This is a genomic window from Emticicia aquatica (assembly GCF_923079645.1).
In the GTDB taxonomy this organism is placed as follows: Bacteria; Bacteroidota; Bacteroidia; order Cytophagales; family Spirosomataceae; genus Emticicia; species Emticicia aquatica.
Map to the genome: position 1 here is coordinate 624,554 of NZ_CAKLPY010000001.1, position 24,583 is coordinate 649,136.

The 24,583-nt window shown below is 34.0% G+C and carries 24 protein-coding genes; 7 read left to right on the plus strand and 17 right to left on the minus strand.

Annotation, left to right across the window (positions count from 1 at the left end; genetic code table 11):
* Window positions 1-218 precede the first annotated feature (218 nt).
* Window positions 219-1,286 carry a mevalonate kinase family protein gene (locus MJQ71_RS02665; protein WP_238804178.1) on the plus strand — a complete coding sequence of 356 codons (1,068 nt, stop codon included), beginning with the start codon at window positions 219-221 and terminating at the stop codon, window positions 1,284-1,286.
* Between the two features lie 47 nt (window positions 1,287-1,333).
* Here MJQ71_RS02665 and MJQ71_RS02670 read toward each other — a convergent pair whose 3' ends face one another.
* Window positions 1,334-2,536: an ROK family protein gene (locus tag MJQ71_RS02670; RefSeq protein WP_238804179.1), complete on the minus strand. Its 1,203-nt coding sequence runs from the start codon at window positions 2,534-2,536 to the stop codon at window positions 1,334-1,336.
* Between the two features lie 271 nt (window positions 2,537-2,807).
* Between MJQ71_RS02670 and MJQ71_RS02675 the strand changes: the two genes are divergently transcribed.
* Window positions 2,808-4,169: a M20/M25/M40 family metallo-hydrolase gene (locus MJQ71_RS02675; RefSeq protein ID WP_238804180.1), complete on the plus strand. Its 1,362-nt coding sequence runs from the start codon at window positions 2,808-2,810 to the stop codon at window positions 4,167-4,169.
* A gap of 68 nt (window positions 4,170-4,237) precedes the next feature.
* Here MJQ71_RS02675 and MJQ71_RS02680 read toward each other — a convergent pair whose 3' ends face one another.
* Both MJQ71_RS02680 and MJQ71_RS02685 read right to left on the minus strand, forming a co-directional pair.
* Window positions 4,238-5,008: a TIGR02757 family protein gene (locus tag MJQ71_RS02680; protein WP_238804181.1), complete on the minus strand. Its 771-nt coding sequence runs from the start codon at window positions 5,006-5,008 to the stop codon at window positions 4,238-4,240.
* A gap of 285 nt (window positions 5,009-5,293) precedes the next feature.
* A complete protein-coding gene (locus MJQ71_RS02685; protein ID WP_238804182.1) occupies window positions 5,294-6,334 on the minus strand; it encodes a LysM peptidoglycan-binding domain-containing protein in 1,041 nt (346 codons plus the stop codon).
* Window positions 6,335-6,561: 227 nt separating this feature from the next.
* On the opposite strand from MJQ71_RS02685, the gene kdsB reads away from it, so the two are divergent.
* The 3 genes from kdsB (at window position 6,562) to MJQ71_RS02700 (ending at window position 9,780) form a co-directional block, all read left to right on the plus strand.
* Window positions 6,562-7,305 (plus strand): 3-deoxy-manno-octulosonate cytidylyltransferase, encoded by a 744-nt coding sequence (gene kdsB, locus MJQ71_RS02690; RefSeq protein WP_238804183.1) that lies wholly within the window; start codon window positions 6,562-6,564, stop codon window positions 7,303-7,305.
* Between the two features lie 179 nt (window positions 7,306-7,484).
* The gene (gene porX, locus MJQ71_RS02695; RefSeq protein ID WP_238804184.1) at window positions 7,485-9,047 is read left to right on the plus strand and encodes a T9SS response regulator signal transducer PorX; all 1,563 of its coding nucleotides are present in this window, start codon (window positions 7,485-7,487) and stop codon (window positions 9,045-9,047) included.
* Between the two features lie 19 nt (window positions 9,048-9,066).
* Window positions 9,067-9,780 carry a hypothetical protein gene (locus tag MJQ71_RS02700; protein WP_238804185.1) on the plus strand — a complete coding sequence of 238 codons (714 nt, stop codon included), beginning with the start codon at window positions 9,067-9,069 and terminating at the stop codon, window positions 9,778-9,780.
* Window positions 9,781-9,782: 2 nt separating this feature from the next.
* Here the strand turns inward: MJQ71_RS02700 and MJQ71_RS02705 are convergent, their stop codons facing one another.
* The 6 genes from MJQ71_RS02705 to fsa form a co-directional block, all read right to left on the minus strand.
* Entirely contained in the window at window positions 9,783-10,682 is a 900-nt protein-coding gene (locus tag MJQ71_RS02705) for a carbon-nitrogen hydrolase family protein (protein ID WP_238804186.1), read from the minus strand.
* A 29-nt stretch (window positions 10,683-10,711) separates the two neighbouring features.
* On the minus strand, window positions 10,712-11,308 hold the full coding sequence (locus MJQ71_RS02710) for a GNAT family N-acetyltransferase (protein WP_238804187.1): 597 nt from the start codon (window positions 11,306-11,308) through the stop codon (window positions 10,712-10,714).
* Between the two features lies 1 nt (window position 11,309).
* Window positions 11,310-11,711 (minus strand): nuclear transport factor 2 family protein, encoded by a 402-nt coding sequence (locus MJQ71_RS02715; protein WP_238804188.1) that lies wholly within the window; start codon window positions 11,709-11,711, stop codon window positions 11,310-11,312.
* A gap of 74 nt (window positions 11,712-11,785) precedes the next feature.
* Window positions 11,786-13,066 (minus strand): Hsp70 family protein, encoded by a 1,281-nt coding sequence (locus MJQ71_RS02720; RefSeq protein WP_238804189.1) that lies wholly within the window; start codon window positions 13,064-13,066, stop codon window positions 11,786-11,788.
* A 175-nt stretch (window positions 13,067-13,241) separates the two neighbouring features.
* On the minus strand, window positions 13,242-13,925 hold the full coding sequence (locus tag MJQ71_RS02725) for a cell division ATP-binding protein FtsE (RefSeq protein ID WP_238804191.1): 684 nt from the start codon (window positions 13,923-13,925) through the stop codon (window positions 13,242-13,244).
* Window positions 13,926-13,997: 72 nt separating this feature from the next.
* A complete protein-coding gene (gene fsa, locus MJQ71_RS02730) occupies window positions 13,998-14,657 on the minus strand; it encodes a fructose-6-phosphate aldolase (RefSeq protein ID WP_238804192.1) in 660 nt (219 codons plus the stop codon).
* Window positions 14,658-15,057: 400 nt separating this feature from the next.
* Between fsa and MJQ71_RS02735 the strand changes: the two genes are divergently transcribed.
* Window positions 15,058-15,390, plus strand: coding sequence for a transmembrane 220 family protein (locus tag MJQ71_RS02735; RefSeq protein WP_238804193.1), 333 nt, complete (start codon window positions 15,058-15,060; stop codon window positions 15,388-15,390).
* Window positions 15,391-15,450: 60 nt separating this feature from the next.
* On the opposite strand, the gene ligA is transcribed toward MJQ71_RS02735, so the two are convergent.
* The 8 genes from ligA to dusB form a co-directional block, all read right to left on the minus strand.
* Window positions 15,451-17,526: an NAD-dependent DNA ligase LigA gene (gene ligA / locus MJQ71_RS02740; RefSeq protein ID WP_238804194.1), complete on the minus strand. Its 2,076-nt coding sequence runs from the start codon at window positions 17,524-17,526 to the stop codon at window positions 15,451-15,453.
* Between the two features lie 125 nt (window positions 17,527-17,651).
* The gene (frr, locus tag MJQ71_RS02745; RefSeq protein ID WP_238804195.1) at window positions 17,652-18,212 is read right to left on the minus strand and encodes a ribosome recycling factor; all 561 of its coding nucleotides are present in this window, start codon (window positions 18,210-18,212) and stop codon (window positions 17,652-17,654) included.
* A gap of 2 nt (window positions 18,213-18,214) precedes the next feature.
* The gene (locus MJQ71_RS02750; protein WP_238804196.1) at window positions 18,215-18,655 is read right to left on the minus strand and encodes a hypothetical protein; all 441 of its coding nucleotides are present in this window, start codon (window positions 18,653-18,655) and stop codon (window positions 18,215-18,217) included.
* A complete protein-coding gene (locus tag MJQ71_RS02755; protein WP_238804197.1) occupies window positions 18,648-19,937 on the minus strand; it encodes an AAA family ATPase in 1,290 nt (429 codons plus the stop codon). The genes MJQ71_RS02750 and MJQ71_RS02755 overlap by 8 nt, the downstream gene beginning before the upstream one ends.
* Window positions 19,938-19,996: 59 nt before the next feature.
* Window positions 19,997-20,713: a UMP kinase gene (gene pyrH, locus MJQ71_RS02760; protein WP_238804198.1), complete on the minus strand. Its 717-nt coding sequence runs from the start codon at window positions 20,711-20,713 to the stop codon at window positions 19,997-19,999.
* A gap of 178 nt (window positions 20,714-20,891) precedes the next feature.
* Window positions 20,892-21,389: an acyl-CoA carboxylase biotin carboxyl carrier protein subunit gene (locus tag MJQ71_RS02765; RefSeq protein WP_238804201.1), complete on the minus strand. Its 498-nt coding sequence runs from the start codon at window positions 21,387-21,389 to the stop codon at window positions 20,892-20,894.
* Between the two features lie 11 nt (window positions 21,390-21,400).
* Entirely contained in the window at window positions 21,401-22,291 is an 891-nt protein-coding gene (locus MJQ71_RS02770; protein ID WP_238804203.1) for a DMT family transporter, read from the minus strand.
* Window positions 22,292-22,387: 96 nt separating this feature from the next.
* The gene (gene dusB / locus MJQ71_RS02775; protein WP_238804206.1) at window positions 22,388-23,416 is read right to left on the minus strand and encodes a tRNA dihydrouridine synthase DusB; all 1,029 of its coding nucleotides are present in this window, start codon (window positions 23,414-23,416) and stop codon (window positions 22,388-22,390) included.
* A gap of 199 nt (window positions 23,417-23,615) precedes the next feature.
* Between dusB and MJQ71_RS02780 the strand changes: the two genes are divergently transcribed.
* Window positions 23,616-24,536, plus strand: a complete 921-nt coding sequence (locus MJQ71_RS02780) for a CPBP family intramembrane glutamic endopeptidase (protein WP_238804207.1) — start codon at window positions 23,616-23,618, stop codon at window positions 24,534-24,536.
* Window positions 24,537-24,583: the final 47 nt, after the last annotated feature.

Sequence of the window (24,583 nt, forward strand, 5' to 3'; positions counted from 1 at the left end):
TAATGTCTTGTTGATGAACTGTACTAATATTTTAATGATTAAATATCTTTTCAATTCTAGTACAAATAAAAATATTATTTTTATAATATGCACTATATTAGAAAAAATATTTCTTAATAAATTGACATATAGATAAATTAATAATTATTTCTTTTGAAGTTTTGTATTAAATTTGGGAAATGAAATCAACAAACTATACTAAACAATAGGATTTATTAATGTTAAAAATTTCTACACCTGGAAGAATTTGTCTTTTTGGCGAACATCAAGATTATTTGGGCTTACCAGTAATTGCTGCGGCAATCTCTCGACGTGTTGATATGTCAGGAAATCATCGTGCCGACAAGCAAATAATTATTCATTTGCCCGATATTGATGCGGAACTAAGGATGGAGGTTTCAGAGGAAAGAATGCTTTATGTGCAGAAACGAGACTATTTCAGAAGTGGGTATAATGTATTGATTGATAAGGGTTTAACCTTTTCAAAAGGTATTGAATGCACCGTTCATGGTAATATTCCAATTAATTCGGGTACTTCAAGTTCGTCTGCTTTATTAGTAACTTGGATACATTTTTTATCTAAAATGGCAGATATTCCTACAGATTTTACTTCAAAGGAATTAGGTGAAATGGCTTTTCAAGCTGAAGTTGTAGAATTTGGCGAACCTGGTGGCATGATGGACCATCTGTCAACGGCAATTGGGAAAGCAGTTTATCTTGAATTTGAACCAAAAACTACTGCTCAAACACTCGAACCAAATGTTGGTAGCTTTGTTTTGGCAGATTCTTGTGAACCAAAAGACACAATAGGAGTATTAAAACGTGCTAAATTTGCTCGGTTGGAACTAATTGATAGAATCAAAAATTATTTACCAACCTTTTCATTGCACGATTTTGATTCAAATGAAAAGGAAAAACTCAAGGATTTTTTGAGTGAAGATGATTATACTTTATTGGTAGGAACACTTCGTAACCGTGATATTTTGAGAGAAGCTTTGACTCTTTTCGAGAATAATTTAATGACTGATGAGCTTTTAGGAAACCTTTTGCTTGAACATCACCAAATTTTACGAGATGTATTGCAAATTTCTACACCAAAAATTGAAAAAATGCTCAATGCCGCTATGGAAGCGGGTGCTTTAGGTGGGAAAATTAACGGCTCAGGGGGCGGTGGCTGTATGTTTGTATATGCTCCAAATGACCCTGAAAAGGTAGCGTCTGCTATTGAAAAAGTAGGAGGTAAAAGCTATGTGATTAAAATAGATGAAGGAACAAAGTCATTTTAATGTAGAGATACAATCCTTTGAATCTCTACATTAAAAAAACAATACGTTTAAACTTCTTCAAATAAATGCTCCAAAACAAACGCAAAAGTGCCTAAAAAACCAGCCGATTCGCCCAAATGAGAAGTATTGACTGATAATTTTGTTTTAAATTCGCTCAAACAATATTTATTAATTGCTTGCTCAATCGGTATTGTAATGAATTTATCAGCTTTTGCCAAAAGTCCATCAACTAAAATCAATTCTGGATTAAATAAATGAACAGCAATCGACAAAGCCTTGCCAAGTTCGGTTCCAATTTCGTTGAGTAAGTCAATGCAAAGCTCGTCACCCGAATGGGTTGCCGCAATAATCATGTCTTCGTTTACTGACTCAATGTCGCCTTTTGTAAGCTGAATTATTTTTGAAACTCGGCCATTATTAAGTTCTTCTTTTACTCTTTTTATCAAAACTTGAGCAGTAGCAACGGTTTCTAGGCAACCAATCTTTCCACATGAACAAAGTTCGCCAGCACCACGCACTTGAATATGTCCGAGTTCGCCCGTAAAACCTGATGTTCCATTGAAAACTTCACCATCTATCAAAATACCTAAACCAACTCCCCAATCAATATTGATGGCGAGTACATTGCTGTGTCCGTGTGCCAAACCAAAGCGTTTTTCGCCCAAAGCAATGGCTTTTGCATCATTAAGTGTAAAAGATGGAACTTTAAAATGCTCACTCAATAAAACATTTATTGCTTTTCCTTCGCTGGTCGGATACGAAAAATTGTAGCCAGTTTCTTTGTCAATCAAACCAGGCATACAAATGCCGATTCCAATGATTTTTTCAGTAGAAATATGTTCTTTTTTGAGGAATTCGACTGTTTTTTCTAGAATAAAATTACCATAAGTAGGGTTATTTTCAATTTGTAATTTGAATTTTAGCTTACCACAAACTTCATTTTTGAGGTTATATAAAATGATGACACTTTCAAATTTATTGATTAACCACGTCAGTACAAATCCATGATTAGCATTGAGGCCGTACAAAACTGGTTTACGTCCCGATTTTGAATTGCCTGTTCCGACTTCAATTAGCCAGCCTTCTTGCATTAATTCAATAAAAAGAACATTGACCGAAGGCGGACTCGAATGAAGCGTTTTACTTAAATCAATGATAGTATTCGGGCCATTAAGGTATAATTCTTTTAAAAGTTGTTGCTTTAATTTATTTTTTTTTATTTCTACAACAGATTCTTTGGTTTCTAGCATATTTAATAAAAGTTTTTATTTAACAAATATAAGTCTTTTTTAAGAAATGATTTAATTAAAATTTTATTTATTATAATTGACTAAAATAAAAAATATTTTTTCAAAAACAATTATTTTTTTATATTAAAAATAATTGTTTTGATACCCAGTTTAAAGTATAGTGCATGAAAGTTTGTTAATCTTTTCGGGCATTTATTTAGAATTGAAACTCAGCGTAATTTTTACTAAATTGCCTAATCAATAAACTTAAAACCTACATTTCTGACCAAACATGAAAAAATTATTAATTGTCTTACTACTTTGTTCGTTTTCCTCTTTTTCACAAGAAAACGATTCGCTCATCATCCGAAAAATTTTTGATGAAGTCTTATCAAAAGGTGAAGCTTACAAAACATTGACACATTTGAGTAAGAAAATTGGGCCAAGACTAAGTGGCTCTGAAGGAGCTGCCAAATCGGTGCTGTTTACAAAAAAAGTAATGGAAGATTACCAATTTGATAAGGTTTTCTTGCAAGATGTAATGGTGCCGCATTGGGTGCGTGGCAAGAAAGAAGAAGCGTTTATTGAAGTGGGTAAACAAAAAATAATTGTACCAATTGCTGCTTTAGGAGGTTCAGTAGCAACGGCTACAACAGGTGTGAAAGCGGAAGTAATTGAAGTGAAAAACTTTGAAGAATTGAAAATGCTCGGTACTGAAAAAGTTAAAGGTAAAATTGTGTTATATAATCGTCCGATGGATGCTACAAAAATCAATACTTTTGAAGCTTACGGTGGAGCGGTAAATCAGCGTGGAGGTGGTGCTTCTGAGGCTGCAAAATATGGTGCAGTTGGAGCAATTGTTCGTTCGATGACAACCTTAAATGATGATAATCCTCACACTGGTGGGATGCGTTATGCAACGGGAGTTCCTATGATTCCGACGGCAGCTATTAGTACAAATGGAGCAAATTTGTTGAGCAAAATGTTGAAAGAAAACCCAAAATTGCAGTTTTATTTCAAGCAAAATTGTGAAACTTTACCCGATGCTCCTTCTCATAATGTGGTTGGAGAAATTAAAGGTACAGAAAAACCAGAAGAAATTATCGTTGTTGGAGGTCACCTTGATTCGTGGGATTTGGCTGAAGGTGCTCAAGATGACGGTGCTGGTTGTGTACAATCAATTGAAGTTTTGCGTGCGTTGAAAGCCTTGGGAATTAAACCAAAACGAACAATCAGAGTGGTGATGTTTATGAATGAAGAAAACGGTTTGCGTGGTGGTACAAAATATGCTGATTTGGCTAAACAAAACAATGAAAAACACATTGCGGCTATCGAATCTGATAATGGTGGATTTACGCCTAGAGGTTTCGGAATGGTTGGAACCGATACGCAAATTGCAAAAATAGTTGCTTATAAAAATCTTTTGGCAGCTTATGGTTTGAACGAAATTTCTAAAGGTGGTGGCGGTGCTGATATTGGCCCGTTGGGTCAACAGGGCACATTGTTGATTGGTTTTAAGCCTGATTCTCAGCGTTATTTTGATTTTCATCATGCAAAAAGTGACACGCTCGAAGCTGTTAATGAAAGAGAATTAAATCTAGGAGCAGCATCAATGGCAGCGTTAGTTTATCTAATTGACAAGTACGGTTTGTAGAAATTTTTGAATGACGAATGAAAAGAGTGATTTTTTTATTCGTCATTCAAAAATCAAAGAATATCTGCTTAAAGATACCCTTCAACGCCTAATCCAAATAGTGCAAAATCATATTTTACAGGGTCTATTGGGTCGATTTGTTTAAGGTTTTGTGTTAATTCTACGGCAGTTTGCCAGTCTGTTTTTGGTCGAGTAATTAAACCCAATTTACGAGCAACTCGCTCAACATGAACATCGCAGGGACAAACCAACTGCGATGTTTTTATATTATTCCAAATGCCAAAATCAACACCTTTGTTATCTTTTCTAACCATCCATCTCAAAAACATATTGATGCGTTTGCAAGACGAATTCCTTGCAGGAGTTGCTACGTGTTTGTGTGTACGAATCGGATAATCATCAAGACTGAAAAATATTTGCTGAAAATTTTCTAGTCCAATCTTAACATCTTCATTGTCAGTCGTTAGTCCAACTAAAAAAGCATTTTCTAACGAGTCATTTTTGGTATAAAAATCCTTAAAAAACTCAATAAAATAAAGCGTATCAGTTGCATTAAAAGTACGATGCTTGAAATTAAGAAAACGTTTTAGGTCGGAATCTTGGTGATTTTTGATAAAATCGAATGGAGCATTGTCCATCAAATTTATCAGTTCATTACATTTATTGATAATAGTTTTTCGTTGTCCCCAAGCGAGAGTAGCAGCAATAAATCCTGTAATTTCGATGTCTTGTTTTAAACTAAATTGGTGAGGAATACTGATTGGGTCGTTCGGAATAAAATTAGGTTGATTAAACAACTCATATTTTTCATTGAGTAAATCAATAACTATTTGGGACATATTAAGAAGATTTTATTTTTTTTAAAATCCAAACAATAATGTTTGAAATCCAAGAAAAAACAGCCAAAATAGCTGTAAAAAGAAACCCAAAAACAGTAATAAAAGGGTACAAAATAGAGAAAATAACTGTCCAGATTTTTGACTTAGTTTGCATAAAACAAATACTATTAGCGATGTGCTTTGGGTTTTAAAAACAACGGTATGACCAAATTTGCTAACTAAAAGCAAATGCTAATAGATAAGTAACAATATCTAGTTTAACTTAAAACTGAAGTCTCAGTTTACTTAATTACTGATACTATAACTAAGGTCCGCTCTGATTCTTTTGTCTTTTGGGGATAATTTTTCAAAGGCTTTGGGTGAAATCTTGATGATAACATCGCCAGAAACATTCAGTTTTCCTATAACTTTTACCCAAACACTTTGTCCATTAGCTTGATTAGCAACCTTAATAAGTGTGCCAACAGGAGCTGTGCGGTGAAGTGCCAAAAACTTGTTAGTAGTAGCACCTGCTTCAATTATTTCGGCAATACCTTGTTCTGAAAATTTCTTTCCACCAGGGGCATTGGGTACAACTGTTGGTGGCTGATTATTAATTACTTTATTAAAAATTGGTTGTTCTTTTTCTTTGCCGACATCGCCTGCTGGCCCTTGAATTAGTAAAGTTTTTGACTTTAAAGTGTCTTTTTTTGTAGGTTTATCGACGAAATTTGCAGGTTTTTCAACCAACAATATCTGATTAATGCTTAGTGCATCATTGCTTAAATTATTCCATTCTTTTATTTGAAAAACCTTAACATTATAAAGTTTTGCTACTGTAAAGAGATTTTGACCCACTAAAACCGTATGGGTTTTACCTTTTAATGGCGTTTTTAAAGGAATATTTTTCTTCACTAAAACTTCTTTTGATGAATCTGTTTTAGTTATTTTTTCTGTTCGTTTAATTTCTTTAGGTGTTGCTTCAGGAACATCAACTATTTCGATACCATTTTCATCAATATTCTTTTTATCACTTTGCTTTTGAGTTGGAATAATCTCAACAATTGGAGCCTTTTCTGTACTTTTCTTATTTGCGAAAGGTATTTCAATTATTTGTTTTGGCGTAATTGGACCCTCTTTTTTGAAAGTAGGATTTGCTGCCAAAAAATCTTTTTCTGCACAGTTATATCTTTTTAAAATAGCATAAAGAGTTTCACCTTTTTCAACTTTATGTTGAACCAAAACTTGGCCATTTCTTCTATTCACCCCAAGAGAATCGAGTGTTGTACCAAAAGCATTGGTCGAGAAAATTATAAAAACTACCGCTGAGCAAACTAATCTGAACATATAAGCCTAATTAACGTAATTAATAGAAGTGTTGTAAAACGTTTGTTATGAAAAAAAGAGTTACTAATCAAACATTTTGTTGCAATAAAAATGTTTGAAAACATTGATTTTTCTTCAAAATCCTCGCATATTTATCTCAATTCCACACAAATTTAATGATTCTGTGATAGATTAACGCATATATTTTTTTTTTGGTGTAAATTCGCCCCGTTCAAGCAACAAAACCTATGAAAATTCTCGGAATTATTCCAGCAAGATTTGCTTCGAGTCGCTTTCCTGGAAAGCCTTTGGCTGATATTGGAGGGAAAAGCATGATTCAGCGAGTGTATGAGCAAGCACTAAAAGCAAGTAGCTTAAATAGAGTGGTGGTAGCAACCGATGACCCCCGAATTTTAGACCACGTAATTTCATTCGGAGGTGATGCATACATGACTGCAGAAAATCACCCAAGTGGTACTGACCGTTGTTTTGAGGCATTTCAGAAGGCGGGCGGAGCAAGCAAATACGATTATGTAGTTAATATTCAAGGAGATGAACCTTTTATTGACCCTGAAATAATTGACCAGATGTCGAAATTACTTGATTTTAAAACTGAAATCGCAACGGCAGTTAAGAAAATAAGTGATTATAAAACTCTTTTTGACCCCAATGTGGTAAAAGCAGTGTTGACGATGAGAAAGCAATGTCTGTATTTTAGTCGCCAAACTGTGCCTTATGTTCGTGGTTTTGAGCCTGAAACTTGGCTCGAACACGCTGAGTTTCATAAACATATTGGACTGTATGCTTATCGAAGTGATGTTTTGGAGCAAATTTCTCATCTTCCACCATCACCACTTGAAAACACCGAAAAACTCGAGCAGTTGCGTTGGTTGGGCTACGGGTATAAAATTTATGCAATCGTTACGTCCTACGAAAGTATTGGTGTTGATACGCCTGAAGATTTAGAAAAATTGAACAGTCAGACGTTTTGATGATTTTTTAATTATTTTCTTATCGGTGGTGTTTCTTAATATATTGAGAATTTTTAGGAACACCACCGATAGCTAAACTTTTCACTTCCACAAAAACAACAAACACCGTTATTCTCCGTTAGAGTAAGATATTATGCAATTCCCCCTTTTCAATAAACATATTCTCAAAACACAATCTTATGCGATATAACATTCTTTGGGCCGACGACGAAATTGATTTATTAAAACCATATATTATTTTTTTACAGACCAAAGGCTATGATGTTACGCCTGTTCCAAGTGGAGCTGACGCTCTTGACAAGGTTGAATCTGAGAGGTTTGATGTGGTGTTTTTAGATGAAATGATGCCTGGAATGACAGGTTTGGAAACTCTTTCAAAAATTAAAGTTTTGAAACCAAATTTACCTGTTGTGATGATTACAAAATCAGAAGAGGAGCGAATTATGGAAGATGCGATTGGCTCGCAAATTGCCGATTATTTGATAAAACCAATCAATCCGAACCAAATTTTACTATCTGTAAAGAAAATCCTTGATAATAAACGCCTTATTTCGGAGAAAACAAACCTCGGTTATCAGCAAGATTTTCGTAACCTTGCTATGCAATATAACGACAGAATTGGTCACGAAGAATGGTCTGAAATTTATAAGAAATTGATTTTTTGGGAATTGCAACTCGACAAATCTGACGATAAAAGTATGGAAGAAGTATTTGGTATGCAAAAAGCTGAAGCAAATTCAAATTTCTGTAAATTTATTGAAGAAAACTACGAAGATTGGCTTTCTGACCCAAAAGTTGATAAACCATTATTATCTCATCAATTGATGAAAACGAAGGTTTTTCCGTTAGTTAAAAATGAATCGCCTCTTTTCTTTTTATTGATTGATAATTTGCGTTATGACCAATGGAAAGTAATTGAAGAAGTAATATCAGATTATTTTAATGTTGAAGAAGAAAGCGATTATTACGCCATTTTACCAACTGCAACTTCTTATGCCAGAAATGCTATTTTTTCGGGAATGATGCCTTCTGATATGGCAAAATTTCATCCTGATTTATGGGTAAATGACGAAGGCGAAAATGAAGATGCGTTGAACAATAACGAAGCCGAATTTCTTAAACGACAGATTGATAAAAACCGATTGAAGATTAGTTTTTCATACAATAAAATTCTGAATACGAATCAAGGTAAAACGTTGGTTGATAATTTTAATAATTTACTCAAAAATCAACTAAATGTGGTTGTGTATAATTTCGTTGATATGCTTTCTCATTCTCGTACTGAGATGGGCATGATTAAAGAATTAGCACCCGACGAATCGGCTTATCGCTCCATTACAAAATCTTGGCTTGAACACTCGCCATTGTTAGATCTATTGAAGAAAATATCAGAGAAAAAAGGTCGTTTGGTCATCACTACCGACCACGGAATGATTCGAGTAAAGCACCCTAAACGTATCGTCGGTGATAGAAATGTAAATACAAATTTAAGATATAAACAAGGTAAAAACCTTAATCTTGATGATAAAAATGACCACATTTTGGTGGTAAGAAAGCCAGAAACTTTTATGCTTCCAAAGCCTAATATTTCGACGGCTTATTTTTTTACAATGGAAGATTATTTCTTTGCTTATCCAAACAATTATAATCATTATGTAAGTCACTATCGTGATACATTTCAGCATGGAGGTGTTTCAATTGAAGAGATGATTGTGCCGTTTGTGTATCTAACGGCGAAGTAAGATTGACCAGTAAATTTTTATGAGAAGGTTTTTAATTGTATTTTTCTTTACTAATCTATTGGTAATCAGGGTGTTGGCTCAAGATAAAACTCCAAAATATCTCGAAGACCAATATTCATGGTACTTGTCGCTTAATTTAGGAAATGCCCTTGGGAAATACCATGATATATTAAAAGAAAGTGAAAAAGCAGGAATAAAAGGAGGAATCGTAATCGGTGGCTTGATGAATCCTTACAAAAGAAAACACCCATCAACTGTATTTTATGGAGCAGAATTTGGCTATCAGTCAGAAGGTAGAGATGGGGTTACATTGACGAATGCCGAAGGTGATTTTTATGTTTCAAATAATGCTTTTTGGTTGAATGGTTTAGCTCGTTATCGACCTGTTTTATGGAGTTCAAAATTCAATCCTTATGCCGATGCTTTCTTTGGAGCAAAACTCATTAAAACCAGCGTTGTGGAGCAGCTTGGTCAAGATGAAACGCAAGTTTTGGATGGAATTGCTCGAATTGTTCCGAATTATGGGCTTGGAGTTGGGTTGGGGATAAAATTATTTGGGCAACTTAAAAATAATTATCTTGATATTGGCGTGTACTACCAGCAAGCTGATGCAACGAAGATTGTTAAACGAAATTCGGTAAATATCAATAGTGATTACCGAGTTTCGTTTAAACAAGTTTTGACAAATACTAATCAGATTGTAATAAAAATTGGAATAACAGGTTTTCTTTAAAATCAGATTTTTACTCGCAAAATATTCATTTCTTCTTCGGAAAATTGCATATTTAATCTTTGTAAGTCTTTGTAATTTAGCACTTGTCCATCTTGTCGTACTTGTGCAATTTTTGCAAAATCTATAGACTCAATTAACCAGCATTCATCTTGAACTTTGCTGGTTGAGATAATTCCTTCTTCTGGTAAATCTTTATCGGGAGTTGTATAAAATGCCCCGAAACCATAGTTTATATCAACTGCAGGCGACCATGAAGCATTTCCAATCGTTTGAGAAACAACAACAAAACACTGATTTTCCAAGGCTCTTGCTCTCGCTCCAATATGCACACGGGTTGCACCTCGAATAGTTTCTGTACAACTCGGCGATAAAATTAATGAAGCACCTGCTTCGCAAAGTTTTTGTGAACCAATCGGAAACTCAACATCATAACAAATCTGAATGCCAAAACTACCCCATTGTGTTTCAAATAATGTCAATTGTTTTGGTGCTGAATGAATGCCCCATTCCTCGTTTTCAAACCGAGTCATAAATAATTTATCTTGATAACCGACGAGGCCTTTTTCGGCAAAAACATACGCTCGATTATAAATTTTATCGCCATCAATGACGGGAAAACTAGGAGCTACGATGATAACTTGATATTTTCGAGCGAGGTCGGCAAAAGTTTCGCAAAAATCATTTTTGAAGTTATCAAGTTCACGCACTTGCCAACGAATATCAGCCATTATTTCATCAGAAAATAAACTTACTAATTCCATCGAACCATATTCTGGAAAAAGTAATATTTGAGCATCTTGTCGAAAAGCTTTAATAACCCATTGTTCGATATGCAACCGCCAGTGGTCAAGACTTTTATGCTTAGTTATTGGATATTGAGCTGAGGCAACAGTTAGTTTCATAGTAGTTTGTAGAAGAATTTAGGCAAAAATCAGCGAATATTTTTAGTCCAATAAATCATGTCTTTTTCGGTTGCAATACTTTCACCGATGTCGAGCCATTCAAACTGACTTTTTAATTGAGCATTTTTTTGATAGCCTCTTTTTATCCAAAACTCATCTAATGGTTGATAATTTTCTGGTCGCATCGGATGATTTTCTGGACGAACGACCGAACAAAAACACGTCATTTTGCATTGCTTAAAACCATGAGCATAGTTTTCTCTTTCGTCAAAAAAACGATGCCCTAAACCTAAACCTCGGTATTTGGATAAAAGAATGCTTTCACCAAAATAAAAAACAGTATTTATATCAATATTTGCTTTTAAAAAAGGCTTTTTTACTTCATCAGTTTCATCAATGAGCGGGATACAAGTAGTTGCTCCAACCATTTTTTTGTCATCATAAACGGCAAATAAAAAGGCATTTTTTGAAGCTGCATACACTTTTAAATAGTCTTTTTCGTAAGCAACCGATCCTTCATAAAGATACGGAAAAGCTTTAAAGACTTCAATCCTTAGTTGTGCCAAATCATCGAAAACTGATGCAATTTCTTGACCAGTTTTTTTAATAAACGTTAGCTGATTCATCTTATTCAGAAACTAATTTTATCCAAAGTGGAAGGTTGTAATAAGTTGTGACTCTTGTTATTTTTCCTTCTTTGACTTCCAAAAATGCTCCTGCTGGCAATACATATTTTTGTCCGTGAGCGGCGGGTGATTCGTCGTCGCCTTTTTTATAAATGCCATTTACTACAAATTCAGCCGCAACACGAGTATTGTTTGGTTCGCCCAAAATCACGATTTCAGTAAGCGTTTCTTCATAACATTCGTCCATCATTTGAAGAAAAGCTGTAAATTTTTCAATGCCTATTCTCTCTTCTCCTTGATTGGGTTGATGTTTAATTTCGGGGTGCAAAAGAGCCAACATACCATTCCAATCTTTATTATTGAAGCAATTGTAGTAGTTTTTTACAGTTTCTTGGGCTAGCATTTTTTATGAAGGTTGAAATTGATGATTGAATTGTTTTTAATAGTAAATCTGCAATATATGTTTTTATTAACTTTTTAGCAAACTTCAGCTTCAGCCAAAACTTTAAAGCTATAAGCCAAGCCCATGGCAACGCTATTGAAATTATCTCCCGATTTAATTTTTTCATTGCCAAAACGTTTCACAAATATATTGTTCAATGGCCGTACCATCGAAGTTCCGCCAGTCATAAAAACTACGTCCACATCGTCATTATTTATTTGATTTTTATCCAAGAATTCTTGCAAATAATTTTCTATTTTCTCTAAATTTTTGTCAATAATAGTTTCTTCAAATTCTTGAATTGAAATAGGCTCATTGATTTCGATTTCACTTTCATTAAATTCAAAAATAGCGTCATCCACTTTAGTTAAATCAATTTTTACTTTTTCAATTTGCTTAAAAAGTACATAACCAAGATTATGCTCAATAAGCGTTTGAAGGTTTTTAACTCGATAATCTTTTCCTGAAAAATTATACGATTTGGCAATGCTTAATTTCATACGAAGCGAGTCCAAAAAGTTCATTTTTTCCCAAGAACAAATACTATGAAAATACGAAAGTGGTAAATCAATAGGCTTTCCAGGAGTGAATTCTTCTTTAACTCCTCTACCAAAATGCGGCGTTCCTTTGTTCCACATAATATCCGAATCGAAACTATCGCCACCGATATAAATTCCACCTTGAGCCAACATATCAGCTTTTCTATCAGCCTGATTGATGGCTTCTGGATTGAGTCGCATCAATGAAAAATCGGAAGTACCGCCACCAAAATCAGCTACCAAAACCAACTCTTGATTTTTTATTTGTCGTTCATAAGTAAATGCAGCACCAATGGGTTCCATTTGAAAATAAAACTCTTCAAAACCAGCAATTTTAGCAGCTTTTGAAAGTCTTTCTTGAGCCAAAGCATCTTTTTCAGGATTTTCATCGAACACAACAGGACGACCAATTACAGCTGTAGTGATGTTTTCGCCTGTAAAAGCATCAGCTAATTTCTTCAAATGAACCAAAATTAGGGCTACTAAATCTTCAGCACGATAACTTTTTGAACCGATTCGTGTATCTATAAAACTTTTGTTTGGCAAAACTTTTTTGATTGATTTCATGAATCGCCCACGCATACGATTTTGAACGTACAGCGAAATGGCATCGTTTCCAACAGTCGGAATAACAGGTTCTTTTGGATTGACTGGTTCTGGAAAAAAGAGGAGTGAAGGGATTGTAAAAAGTTTAACTAAATTATTATTTTCTGCGTCTAAGATTGCCAATGCTGAATTTGTTGTACCAAAGTCAATTCCGTAAATATATTTGCTCATGCTCAAATTTTAGTGTGATTATTATAACAGAAAACTCGTAAAATGGAGTTTCTTCGGATTTTTATAAAACGAATAAATACTTTTATTTCTAGTGAAATGGTCACAATAAACTAATCATAAGTATTTATGACTTCTGATTTTTGTAGGAGAATGAATAAAATTTTAGAAAAATAGTCTAAAGACTATCGGACAAGTCTCGTAATTGCCCTTTGTCACAATAAAGTGTACGGTGCGGATAACGTTCGATTAACTCAAAATCGTGGGTTGCCATCAGTACGGCAGTGTTTGATTTTTTATTAATATCAAGGAAAAGTTTCAGAATATCAACTGACATTTCAGGGTCGAGATTTCCTGTGGGTTCATCAGCAAGAATAATATCGGGCTTATTGAGTAAAGCTCGTGCAATTCCAACTCTTTGTTGTTCCCCACCAGAGAGTTGATGTGGCATTTTTTCGAGGATATGTGGTAAATTGACTAAATTTAGAACCTCTAAAATACGTTCATTCATTTCATTTTTATCAGTTAAACCCATTGCTTTTAGATAAAAACGAAGATTTTTGTCAATATTTCTATCACTTAACAACTGAAAATCTTGAAAAACAATGCCAATGTTACGTCTTAAATAAGGTATTTGTGAACGTTTTAAGGCATGAAGTTCAAATCCACCCACAATTCCAGTACCTTTTTCGAGCCAAAGGTCAGCGTAAAGTGTTTGTAATAAAGAAGATTTTCCACTACCCGTTCGACCAATCAAATACACAAATTCTCCATTTTTGATACTAAAATTCACATCAGACAAGACTAATTGTTCTCGTTGATAAATGAAAGCATTTTGAAGTGAAATGACCGAACGATTCATAATTATCAATTATGAATTAAGCATGATGATTAAAACTAGATTTTAATCATCATGCTTAATTTAACATTAAATTTATTTGTTGTTTACTTTTGCGTAATCAGCTAAGAATTTAGCCAAACCGCTATCAGTTAATGGATGATTGACCAATGCAAGAATTGCAGAAAGTGGGCCAGTCATTACATCTGCTCCAATTTTTGCACATTGAATAATGTGTAATGGATGACGAACTGAAGCAGCTAAGATTTGTGTTTCGTAACCGTAGTTATCATAGATAGTACGAATATCTTCAATCAAAATCATGCCGTCAGATGAAATATCATCCAAACGACCTACGAACGGAGATACATAAGTAGCACCAGCTTTTGCTGCCAATAGAGCCTGACCCGCTGAAAATACTAATGTACAATTGGTTTTAATGCCTCTTTCTGAAAAGTATTTGATAGCTTTGATACCATCTTTTATCATCGGTACTTTTACTACGATTTGCTCGTCAATTTCAGCTAATTCCTCTCCTTCAGCAATCATTTCGTTGAAAGTTGTTGAAATAACTTCGGCACTTACATCGCCATCAACAATATCGCAGATTGCCTTATAATGACGCATAACATTGTTTTTTCCAGCAATGCCTTCTTTTGCCATTAGAGAAGGGTTGGTTGTTACACCATCAAGTATGCCTAAATCTTGTGCTTCTTGAATATCTTTGAGGGAGGCGGTATCAATAAAAAATTTCATGGGAAATAATTAGTGAATATAAAAGAATGATTAAAAAACTGAGATACTGAACGTATATGTTAGTTGGGCGAATGCCATCGAATCAAAAAAAAAGGCAAATTCACCGCTCAACCACAGTACCCTTGCTTCGGTCAAGACCTGGGGGATTCAGCAGGAGCTGGTAATTTGCCGACACAAAGGTAAGGAAATTTTCATCTGTCTGCAAACGTTTTTTATATATTAAAGTTATTAGTTTTTAGAAAAAAACAATAATAAAGCTTTAATGAATTGATAATCAATGAGTTATTGTAAGAAAAATAGATAATTTTAAAAATAAGAATAGATATCATATTTTTAATTTGACCTTAATTGTAATTTTGAGTTCTTTTGAATGATATTCCTAACCAAAACATATTAAGTCATGTTTCAAAAAATAATTCTTTGGTTTTTTATTGTTGTATTTTTTGCATTTGCATTGGTGCAGTACAATGACCCCGACCCATATATTTGGATTCCTACTTATTTAATTCCCACCTATTTATGTTATTATAAATTGAAAGGTAAGGGCGAAAAAATCATGTATTTTAGTGTTGGGTTATTATTTTTAATGTGGGCAATTAATCAATTTCCTCCAGCTTGGGAAGGCGTTTTGCTTAATCAAGGTATGAAAACAGTTAATATCGAATTAGGTAGAGAATCGCTCGGTTTAGGCTGTTGTACAATTGGATTGTGGATTTGTGCTGCGTTGAAATAATTTGCCATCAATAAGATACGAGATAAAAAATGAATTTATCTCGTATCTTAAATCTTGATTTTAATTTAGCATTGCCATAAATTCTTCTTCTGAAATCATGGTCACGTTGAGTTTTTTGGCTTTTTCAATTTTAGACGAACCAGGTTTTTCTCCTACAATCAAAAAATCCAATTTCCCTGAAACGCCACTAACTACTTTTCCGCCGTTGGCTTCGATTTTTTGTTCGAGTGCCTCCCGTTCAAAGTTCTCAAATGTACCAGTATAAAGGAATGTTTTACCTGTAAGTTGGTCGCTTTCGATTTCTTTAATTTCATCTTGAGCTGCAAATTGCAAACCAGCCAAACGTAGTTTTTCGATAAAAATTTGATTGTCATCGTTTTGGAAATATTCTACAATACTTTGAGCAATTTTATCGCCAATTTCGGGTGCGGTGCGAAGTGTTTCGTAATCTGCATTTTTAATATTGTCGATATTTTTAAAAAAACTTGCTAATTTCTCCGCAACAGTTGCTCCGACGTAACGAATTCCAATACCGAAAAGTACTTGTTTGAATGGCACTTGCTTCGACTTTTCGATGCCCTCTAAAATATTTTGTACAGTTTTTTCTTTGAAACCAATTTTCCTGATTTTGCCCGTAACTTCGTCTTCAGTGATTTTTTCGAGTCCAAAAAGTTTTTCGTAGGTCAAATCGTATAAATCAGTTACATCTCTTACCAAGCCTTTATCGTAAAGTAATTCTATTTTTCCTTCACCCAAACTGTCAATATTCATGGCTTTTCGGTGAATAAAATGCTCTATTTTTCCACGAATTTGTGGAGGACAGCCTTTTTCATTGGGACAATAATGATTTGCTTCACCTTCTTTTCGAGTTAATTCGGCTCCACATTCAGGACAATTTGTCGGATAAACAATTTCTTGCGTATTGAACATATCGCGTTTTGATAAATCAACAGCTGTAACTTTTGGGATAATTTCGCCACCTTTTTCCACAAAAACAGTATCTCCGATTCTTAATCCAAGTCGTTCTATTTCGTTGGCATTGTGCAGTGAAGCACGCTTAACGGTTGTTCCTGAAAGATGAATGCCTTTATTATTACGTTTTTCATTATCCAATTCGGCTACTGGCGTAATTGCTCCTGTTCGTCCAACTTGATAAGTGACTGCTTTCAAAATAGCGGGTTTCGATTCGGCTTTATATTTATAGGCAATAGCCCAACGTGGACTTTTGGCAGTATAGCCTAGTTCGGCTCTTTGGGCAATCGAATTGAGTTTAATTACGATGCCATCAGTTGCTAAAGGTAAAGAAAAACGTTTTTCATCCCAAAGCTTAATATAAGCCATCACGTCTTGAATATCGCTACATTTTTGCCAAGTCGGAGATACATTAAATCCAAGATTTTTAAGTGCAATCAAGCTTTCTTCGTGTGTGCTGAAAATTTCTTCGTCTGATAAAAATTGATAAACATACGCATCAAGTCCACGGCGAGCAACTTCGGCCGAATCTTGCAATTTGAAACTTCCTGAAGCGGCGTTTCTTGCATTGGCATAACTTTCTTCGCCTGCTGCTTCAGCATCGGCGTTCATTTTTTCAAAGGAAGAATAGGGGAGAAAACCTTCGCCACGAATCTCGAAAGACAAAAGATTGGCAATTTGAGATTTTGGATTTACTTTGAGAGGAATGGTTTTGATTGTTTTTACATTATTTGTAATATCGTCGCCTCTTACGCCATCACCACGGGTTACACCACGGACAAAAATACCGTTTTCGTAGGTCATGGAAAGTGAAATTCCATCAAATTTTAATTCACAAATATATTCGTAGGCTTCGCCGTTGAGTCCTTTTCGCACCCTTTCGTCAAAGTCAATGAGTTCTTGTTCATTATAAGTATTTGCCAACGAAAGCATTGGATAACGATGCTCGACACTAGCAAAATTTTTGGTAACAGTGCCGCCAACTCGATGTGTTGGTGATTCGAGTAATTTTAAATCAGGATATTGGGTTTCGAGGTTTTCCAATTCCTTTAACATCAAATCAAAATTTTGGTCAGAAATCTCTGAGACACTATCTACATAATAGCGTTGGTTATAATAATTGAGCTTTTCTGTCAGTTCTGCTATTCTTTCGGCAGGATTCATATTAATATATATATGTGGTAAATACCCAATAATAAAGTGCAATTTATGAATATTTCATTAAAAAAGCCTGCTTTTTAGGGCAGGCTTTCAATATTTTTGGCACTAAAATGATGTTTTCTGTTCGTCTATACTTGCATGATGTCTTTTTCTTTATCGGCCATCATTTGTTCTGCTTTTTGAACAAAAGTATCAGTCATTTTCTGAACACGGTCTTCTGCTTTTTTTACTTCGTCTTCAGAGCCACCATCTTTCTGAATTTTTTTCAGTTCATCATTCGCTTCTTGACGAACTTTACGGATGTTTACACGAGCAACTTCGATTTCATTTTTGGCTTTCTTTACCAAATCTCTACGACGTTCTTCGGTCAATGGTGGAATATTTAAACGGATAATTTCACCATCATTTGCTGGTGAAAGACCAATATTAGAGTTGATGATTGCACGTTCAATATCGTTGATGAGTTTACGTTCAAACGGTTTGATTGAAAGTGTACGAGCATCGGGTGTACTGATGGATGCAACTTGGCTTAGTGGGGTCGGTGAACCATAATATTCGACCTGAATGCCATCGAGCATTTGCGTTGAGGCACGTCCAGCTCTGATTTTTGAAAGTTCAATTTGTGTATGTTTCAAGGCACGCTCCATCGTGTCTTTTGTCATATCAAGGACTAATTCTATTTCTTCCATTTTTAAATTGTTTCAGACAATAAAATGTTTTTATGTTTGATTCTATTTTTAAGTTTTCTTTTAAGTTTGATATAATCTTCGCTTTCAATATCTCTTTGATAAACTTTACTTAGTACAATTCGAGCGTTAATTTCAAAGTCTGAAAGTTCTATCTGAAATAATTGAATAACATTAAGGATTTGTTTAGCAGCGTGTTCTAAATCACTTCCTTTGAGTTCGATTAAATAAGCCTTTTTGGGTTCACCACAACTCAAAATCATGAAATCACATTTGCGTTGTTGTTCACCTTTGACTAAACATTCATCTACTCGAATCTTAACGACAAAATTACTTGATTTATTAATGTATTGGTAAGTTTTACCTTTTTCAGTACAAAAAATAGTTTTTATTTTACCGCTTTGCTCTTCACATTTACTAAATGGATTACAGTTTTCGTTAGACATTTTCATTAGCAAATTCTAAATCAAGTAGTCTATCAAAATCTTTATTTATTTCTCCTGCAACGGCATTTAATTGCTGGATTTTTATCATTTCAGCTTCATCATCATATATGTTTTTGATAATACCATTTTCTAAAAAACCTGCAAAAATTCTATCTTTATTTACCCACAATTCTCTCGGAACTATTTTTTCAACTTCTTCTGGGTTTGTTTGCCCGATTCGGTAAGCATTTATCAGAATATTTAAAGCCCCCAAAATATAATGACTATGAGTGGTGATAATTACCTGATTGCCTTCTTGATTTGCCAGTAATGAAATCAAATAAGTAATGTCTTTTTGTGCTTCTGGAAATAGGTGAGCTTCGGGCTCTTCTATTATTACAAAATTATTTTTTCGATTTAGAAAAATTTTATCGTATAAAAAAACAAGTAACCAGATAGATTCTTTTTGCCCAGATGAAGATGAAACTAAGTCAATAATAATGTCATTTTCAAGTATTATTTTGTCATTCTGACCACTGATATACTTTCCTTTGAGTATTTTTTTTTCAAAATATTTGCATAATTCCAATTCTTTTTTGGAAAACGAATTACTTCTGTTTTTGACTATATATTCAAATCCTTCAAACCCTTTTTCAAAGTTTTTTCTGTTTTTTGTTATTTCCTTCTTGAATTTACTATCAATTGATTCATTGATATCTTCAAAAAATATAGGGCCATTTACTGGTATATAAGAATTAATATTGTAAAAAGAACGATTATCAGGAAGAAAATAAACCCTTTTATAATCACCAAAAATTAATTGAAGATGTTTAATAATATTCTTACTATTAATCTTTTCATGTAATATTTCAAATGTTACTTTATCACTTGGCTCGGAGAAAGAATAGAATTCTTTAACATCAGTTATCAGTTTTTCTAATATTTTTTTGGATAAATTATCAATTTCAGTAACCTCTTTTTCAAAGTTTGAAAAAATTTTGATATATGTTTTTTCTTCAAAGTAAAATTCAATTTCAAAATGTGAATTGTTTTTTTCAATTACAGAAAAGAGTTCTCTTCTTATGTAATTGAAAAGTCCATCTAAATTGAATTCAGATTCCGTTTGCAATTCAAAATATGAAAAAAAACGAAAAATTATGGATTGAAGGTCTTTTCCAAAATAAATCAACTTTGCCAGCGTACTTTTGCCAGATGCTTGTGGGCCAAGAAAAACCATATAGTCCTTTATTTCAAGGTCTATATCTTTTAATGGGCCAAAGTTTTTGACAATAATTCGTTGCATACGCTAATAGTGATTTGTAAATTCGGCTTCGTTCAGTTACCGATTTATTAAAATAGAATTTACTCGCCAACCAAAGTTCCTACTTCTTCGCCTTGAACAACTTTAGTTAAATTACCACTTACATTCATATCAAAAACGATGATGGGCATTTTATTTTCTTTGCAAAGGGCAAATGCAGTTAAATCCATCACTTTAAGATTTTTATTTATGGCTTCATCGTAGCCAATTTTGCTGTATTTTGTAGCTGAAGGGTCTTTTTTAGGGTCAGCGGTATATACACCGTCAACACTCGTACCTTTCATCAATACATCAACGCCAAGTTCGTTGGCTCTTAAAGCTCCACCCGAATCGGTTGAGAAATATGGATTTCCAGTTCCTGCTCCTAAAATCACGATTCTTCCTTTTTCGAGGTGACGAATAGCACGACGGCGAATAAATGGCTCGGCAACTTGTTCCATTTTTATGGCTGACATCAGACGAGTATTTAAACCTGCTCTTTCTAAGGCACTTTGTACCGCCATTCCGTTAATTACGGTTGCAATCATTCCCATGTAATCGCCTTGCTCACGGTCAATTCCTGAACTTAAGCTTGCACCACGAAAAATATTTCCACCGCCAATCACGATGGCCACTTGGCAACCGAGAGCAACAACAGATTTAATTTCTTGGGCATACTGCGAAAGAATATCGGAGTTAATAATTTGGCTTTTATCGCCACCGTTGAGGGCTTCGCCACTTAATTTGAGTAGAATTCGCTTATATTTTAGTTCAGACATTGACTGTTTATTTTAAAGCAAAGTTATGTTTAAATTTTGAAGTTTTGAAAATATGTGAATAGAAATTTGATTTTTATAGCAGATTGAAATGATTGGATATGAAAAAAGACAAGGTTGACGATTCAATAAGGAAACGCATACTTGTCTTTTCTAATGTATTTATAGTCGGTTAATTATTTTATTCAAATTCCATAATTAACTGCCCTTTTTCGACGCTATCACCCGTGTTTGTTTTGATACTTTTTACTTTTCCATCACCAGCTGCTTTGATTGCATTTTCCATTTTCATGGCGACTAAAATCAGTAAAACATCTCCTTTTTTAACTTCATCACCAACTTTAACTTTCATTTCAAAAATCAAACCAGGCATTGGGGCTTTCAGATTATTGAGTTTGGCTGATGCCGTATTGTTGATGCCCATTTTTTCTAAAAGTAAATCTGTACGATTTTTTAGATTAACTATGTGAATGGTATCTTTTACTTTGATTTTGAAGATTTTCTCGGCATAATCAGCTTCTACCAATTCGGCATTATAAGATTGATTATCTTTAATAATATGAAAATGTTTATCCGAAATTTGTCGAAAATCCCATTCAAAAGGTTCTCTATTAAGTAAAATCTGCTCTTTTTCTTCTGAAATCTCAAAGCTACGGTCGTTGATGATTGCTTTTAGCATGGTTTGATAGATTATTTTTTATTTATCAAATATACGCCAACCAAAATAATTGTCATACCAAAATAATGCAAAAATGATATAGACTCACCATCAATAAAACCCATAAGCGTTGCTACGACTGGAATCAAATAGGTAACAGATGAAGCAAAAACTGGCGAAGAAATCTGTAAAACATAATTGAAAATAATAGCGGCAAGTCCCGAATTGATAGCTCCAAGTAAGATTAATAGCAACAAAGGATTAAGCGTATTTGCATTGATTCGAGAAACAAAATCGGTCGAAAAAAGAATAATTGCAGAAAGAATAGCAACCGTTATGAGCGTCCAACCACTCAATAAAATGGGGTTAATTCCACTTAAATGTTTCCCAACAATATTTACATTAAAACCATACATCAACGAAGCCAAAATGATTAATAAAGCATACGGATTATTAAAAGATAAACCATCTTTGCTTGATGAAAGTACCAAAATTAAGCTTCCTACAAAACCCAAAAATAAACCTGCAACTTGCCAACGTTTAATAATTTGTTGAAAGAAAACAGCTCCAACTATTAGTACAAATAGAGGTGTTGCAGAGTTTAAAGTGCCTGATAATGAGCTGTTTATCTTGCTTCCAGCAAATGCAAAAAGAAAAGCTGGTAAAAAATAACCAAGTAAACCTGACCACAAGAAATGCTTAGTTTTTTCTTTAGGATATTGTTTGCGAGCAGAAATTATCCAAGGTAAAAAGACAATTCCAGCAGCCATTATTCTAACAGTTGCAATCTGAATCGCAGTGAAAGAATCAAGACTTTTTTTGATAATAATGAATGAAGAGCCCCACATTATAGCTAATAAACTGAGTAAAAGCCATGAAATAAGGACTTTGTTTTCGGGATTTGAAAATGTTTTTTTGTTCACTAATGAGGTTTATTTTTAAAGTGGTTTATAATTAAAAAATGATTACTTTGGGAGTTTCATAAGTTTTAATTTTAAAGAAGGTTTAAACTTTCCCAATTAATCTACACCAGCATATTCGACTTTGATTTCTTGCTTTTCTAGTAAAAAACCATCGAAAGCAATTGAGACTTCATCCAAAATTGATGAAATTTCTTGAAAATCAAGCGAATAAACCAATCGCATTCGGTATTCTTTAAAATTAGGTAAGCCTTTAAAATAATTGCTATAATGTCTTCTCATTTCCAAAATTCCGAGTCGGTCGCCTTTCCAACGAATCGAAAATTCTAAGTGTTTGCGGGTTGCTTCAACTCTTTGAGCAATGGTTGGTGGTGGAAGTTTTTCACCTGTTTTGAAATAATGTTTTATTTCATTAAAAATCCAAGGATAACCGATAGCTGCACGGCCAATCATAATTCCATCAATACCAAAACGATTGCGGTAATCAAGGGCTTTTTCGGGCGAATCAATGTCTCCATTCCCAAAGATTGGAATTTTTATGCGAGGATTTTCTTTGATTTTTGCAATTAAAGTCCAATCTGCTTCACCTTTATACATTTGGGCTCTTGTACGTCCATGAACAGTAAGTGCTTGAATACCAACATCTTGCAAACGTTCGGCCACTTCTCCCACATTTTTTGTCTCCTCATTCCAGCCCAAACGGGTTTTTACTGTAACTGGCAAATGTGTTGCTTTTACAACAGCCGATGTCATTTCGGCCATTTTTGGAATATCTTGTAATAATGCAGCTCCAGCACCTTTACACGCCACATTTTTTACTGGACAACCATAATTTATATCAATTAAATCGGGTTTTGCGGCCGTTGCAATGCGTGAACATTCGCCCATTGTTTCGACGTCACTTCCGAAAAGTTGGATTCCAATGGGACGTTCGTATTCAAAAATGTCTAATTTTTGAATACTTTTAGCCGCATTTCTAATCAATCCTTCTGAAGAAATAAATTCAGTGTACATCAAATCAGCTCCGTTTTCTTTGCAAACTAATCGAAACGGTGGGTCACTCACATCTTCCATCGGTGCGAGCAAAAGCGGGAAATCTCCCAATTCTATATTACCTATTTTTACCAATGTTCTATTTTTTTAGGTTTCAGGAATCAGGTTTTCGCGATTAAATAGTTGTTTTACTACTACAATAACTACAAAAATTACCTAATAATTCCCGTTAACTGATACATACAGAGCTTATCTTATCAAGCCAAAAAGCAGTTGAAATATTGCTAATGCAGGAAATCTTAGATAATTTTACTGCAAAATTACGAAAAAACTTATGAAACTTTTTGATTCTCGTGAAAACCCAGCTTTGTCTTCTGTTTTGATAATTATTGGCTTATTTCTCATAAATTTCTTGTTTCTCGGAAGCATCATCCAATTGATAGCAATGGTTTCTGTAGGAGCTTCCCTAGAAAATATTATGGAAAGTGGCGGTAATTTTAATAAATTACCTAATGCTTGGCTCGGAATGATTTTAGGACAAGGATTTGGCTCTTTGGTTGGTTTTATCGGTACGGCGTGGCTTTATTGGCGAATTATCGAAAAGAAATCGTGGGAAGCTTTTAATTTTAGCAAGTTGCCACATATTCAAGTTTTTGGAATGGTAATTTTGATTGAAATTACTTTTATGGGTTTCAATGGTTTTTTGCAAGAAATCAATCAAGGCATTGTTTTTCCAGAAGTATTGAAAGGATTGGAAGAAGTTTTGAAAGGAATGGAAGATAAGTTGGCTGAAACTACCAAGTTTTTTACAGATTTTACTTCGTTTTGGCAATTTTTGGTAGCATTTATAGTAATTGCAGTTATTGCAGGAATTGGTGAAGAATTGGTTTTTCGAGGACTGATTATGCGAAAAATTTTACTTGGCACAAACAATCCACACATAGCAATTTGGGTATCAGCTCTTATTTTTGCGGCCATTCATTTTCAGTTTTATGGTATTCTTCCTCGTATGATGTTGGGCGTTTTATTTGGTTATTTTTATTTCTGGACGGGCAACATTTGGGTACCAATTTTTGCACATATTTTCAATAATGGTTTGGCTGTTACGATTATGTATTTGCATAATATTGGTATCGTTAAGACCGATTTAGAAAGCATGGACAATGTACCGCTAACAATCATTGGTTTTTCATTGCTTGCAACTATTGGCTTATTGTTTTTGTTGAGAAATTATACACTTCAAAACAAACAATAAATTAATCAAATTAGGAATTTAGAAGAGAGGTTTGGATGGAAGAACAG

Bases quoted from the DNA above. Each gene is read 5' to 3' on its own strand.
- MJQ71_RS02665 (WP_238804178.1), top strand. From the start codon at position 219: ATGTTAAAAATTTCTACACCTGGAAGAATTTGTCTTTTTGGCGAACAT.
- MJQ71_RS02670 (WP_238804179.1), bottom strand. From the start codon at position 2,536: ATGCTAGAAACCAAAGAATCTGTTGTAGAAATAAAAAAAAATAAATTA.
- MJQ71_RS02675 (WP_238804180.1), top strand. From the start codon at position 2,808: ATGAAAAAATTATTAATTGTCTTACTACTTTGTTCGTTTTCCTCTTTT.
- MJQ71_RS02680 (WP_238804181.1), bottom strand. From the start codon at position 5,008: ATGTCCCAAATAGTTATTGATTTACTCAATGAAAAATATGAGTTGTTT.
- MJQ71_RS02685 (WP_238804182.1), bottom strand. From the start codon at position 6,334: ATGTTCAGATTAGTTTGCTCAGCGGTAGTTTTTATAATTTTCTCGACC.
- kdsB (WP_238804183.1), top strand. From the start codon at position 6,562: ATGAAAATTCTCGGAATTATTCCAGCAAGATTTGCTTCGAGTCGCTTT.
- porX (WP_238804184.1), top strand. From the start codon at position 7,485: ATGCGATATAACATTCTTTGGGCCGACGACGAAATTGATTTATTAAAA.
- MJQ71_RS02700 (WP_238804185.1), top strand. From the start codon at position 9,067: ATGAGAAGGTTTTTAATTGTATTTTTCTTTACTAATCTATTGGTAATC.
- MJQ71_RS02705 (WP_238804186.1), bottom strand. From the start codon at position 10,682: ATGAAACTAACTGTTGCCTCAGCTCAATATCCAATAACTAAGCATAAA.
- MJQ71_RS02710 (WP_238804187.1), bottom strand. From the start codon at position 11,308: ATGAATCAGCTAACGTTTATTAAAAAAACTGGTCAAGAAATTGCATCA.
- MJQ71_RS02715 (WP_238804188.1), bottom strand. From the start codon at position 11,711: ATGCTAGCCCAAGAAACTGTAAAAAACTACTACAATTGCTTCAATAAT.
- MJQ71_RS02720 (WP_238804189.1), bottom strand. From the start codon at position 13,066: ATGAGCAAATATATTTACGGAATTGACTTTGGTACAACAAATTCAGCA.
- MJQ71_RS02725 (WP_238804191.1), bottom strand. From the start codon at position 13,925: ATGAATCGTTCGGTCATTTCACTTCAAAATGCTTTCATTTATCAACGA.
- fsa (WP_238804192.1), bottom strand. From the start codon at position 14,657: ATGAAATTTTTTATTGATACCGCCTCCCTCAAAGATATTCAAGAAGCA.
- MJQ71_RS02735 (WP_238804193.1), top strand. From the start codon at position 15,058: ATGTTTCAAAAAATAATTCTTTGGTTTTTTATTGTTGTATTTTTTGCA.
- ligA (WP_238804194.1), bottom strand. From the start codon at position 17,526: ATGAATCCTGCCGAAAGAATAGCAGAACTGACAGAAAAGCTCAATTAT.
- frr (WP_238804195.1), bottom strand. From the start codon at position 18,212: ATGGAAGAAATAGAATTAGTCCTTGATATGACAAAAGACACGATGGAG.
- MJQ71_RS02750 (WP_238804196.1), bottom strand. From the start codon at position 18,655: ATGTCTAACGAAAACTGTAATCCATTTAGTAAATGTGAAGAGCAAAGC.
- MJQ71_RS02755 (WP_238804197.1), bottom strand. From the start codon at position 19,937: ATGCAACGAATTATTGTCAAAAACTTTGGCCCATTAAAAGATATAGAC.
- pyrH (WP_238804198.1), bottom strand. From the start codon at position 20,713: ATGTCTGAACTAAAATATAAGCGAATTCTACTCAAATTAAGTGGCGAA.
- MJQ71_RS02765 (WP_238804201.1), bottom strand. From the start codon at position 21,389: ATGCTAAAAGCAATCATCAACGACCGTAGCTTTGAGATTTCAGAAGAA.
- MJQ71_RS02780 (WP_238804207.1), top strand. From the start codon at position 23,616: ATGAAACTTTTTGATTCTCGTGAAAACCCAGCTTTGTCTTCTGTTTTG.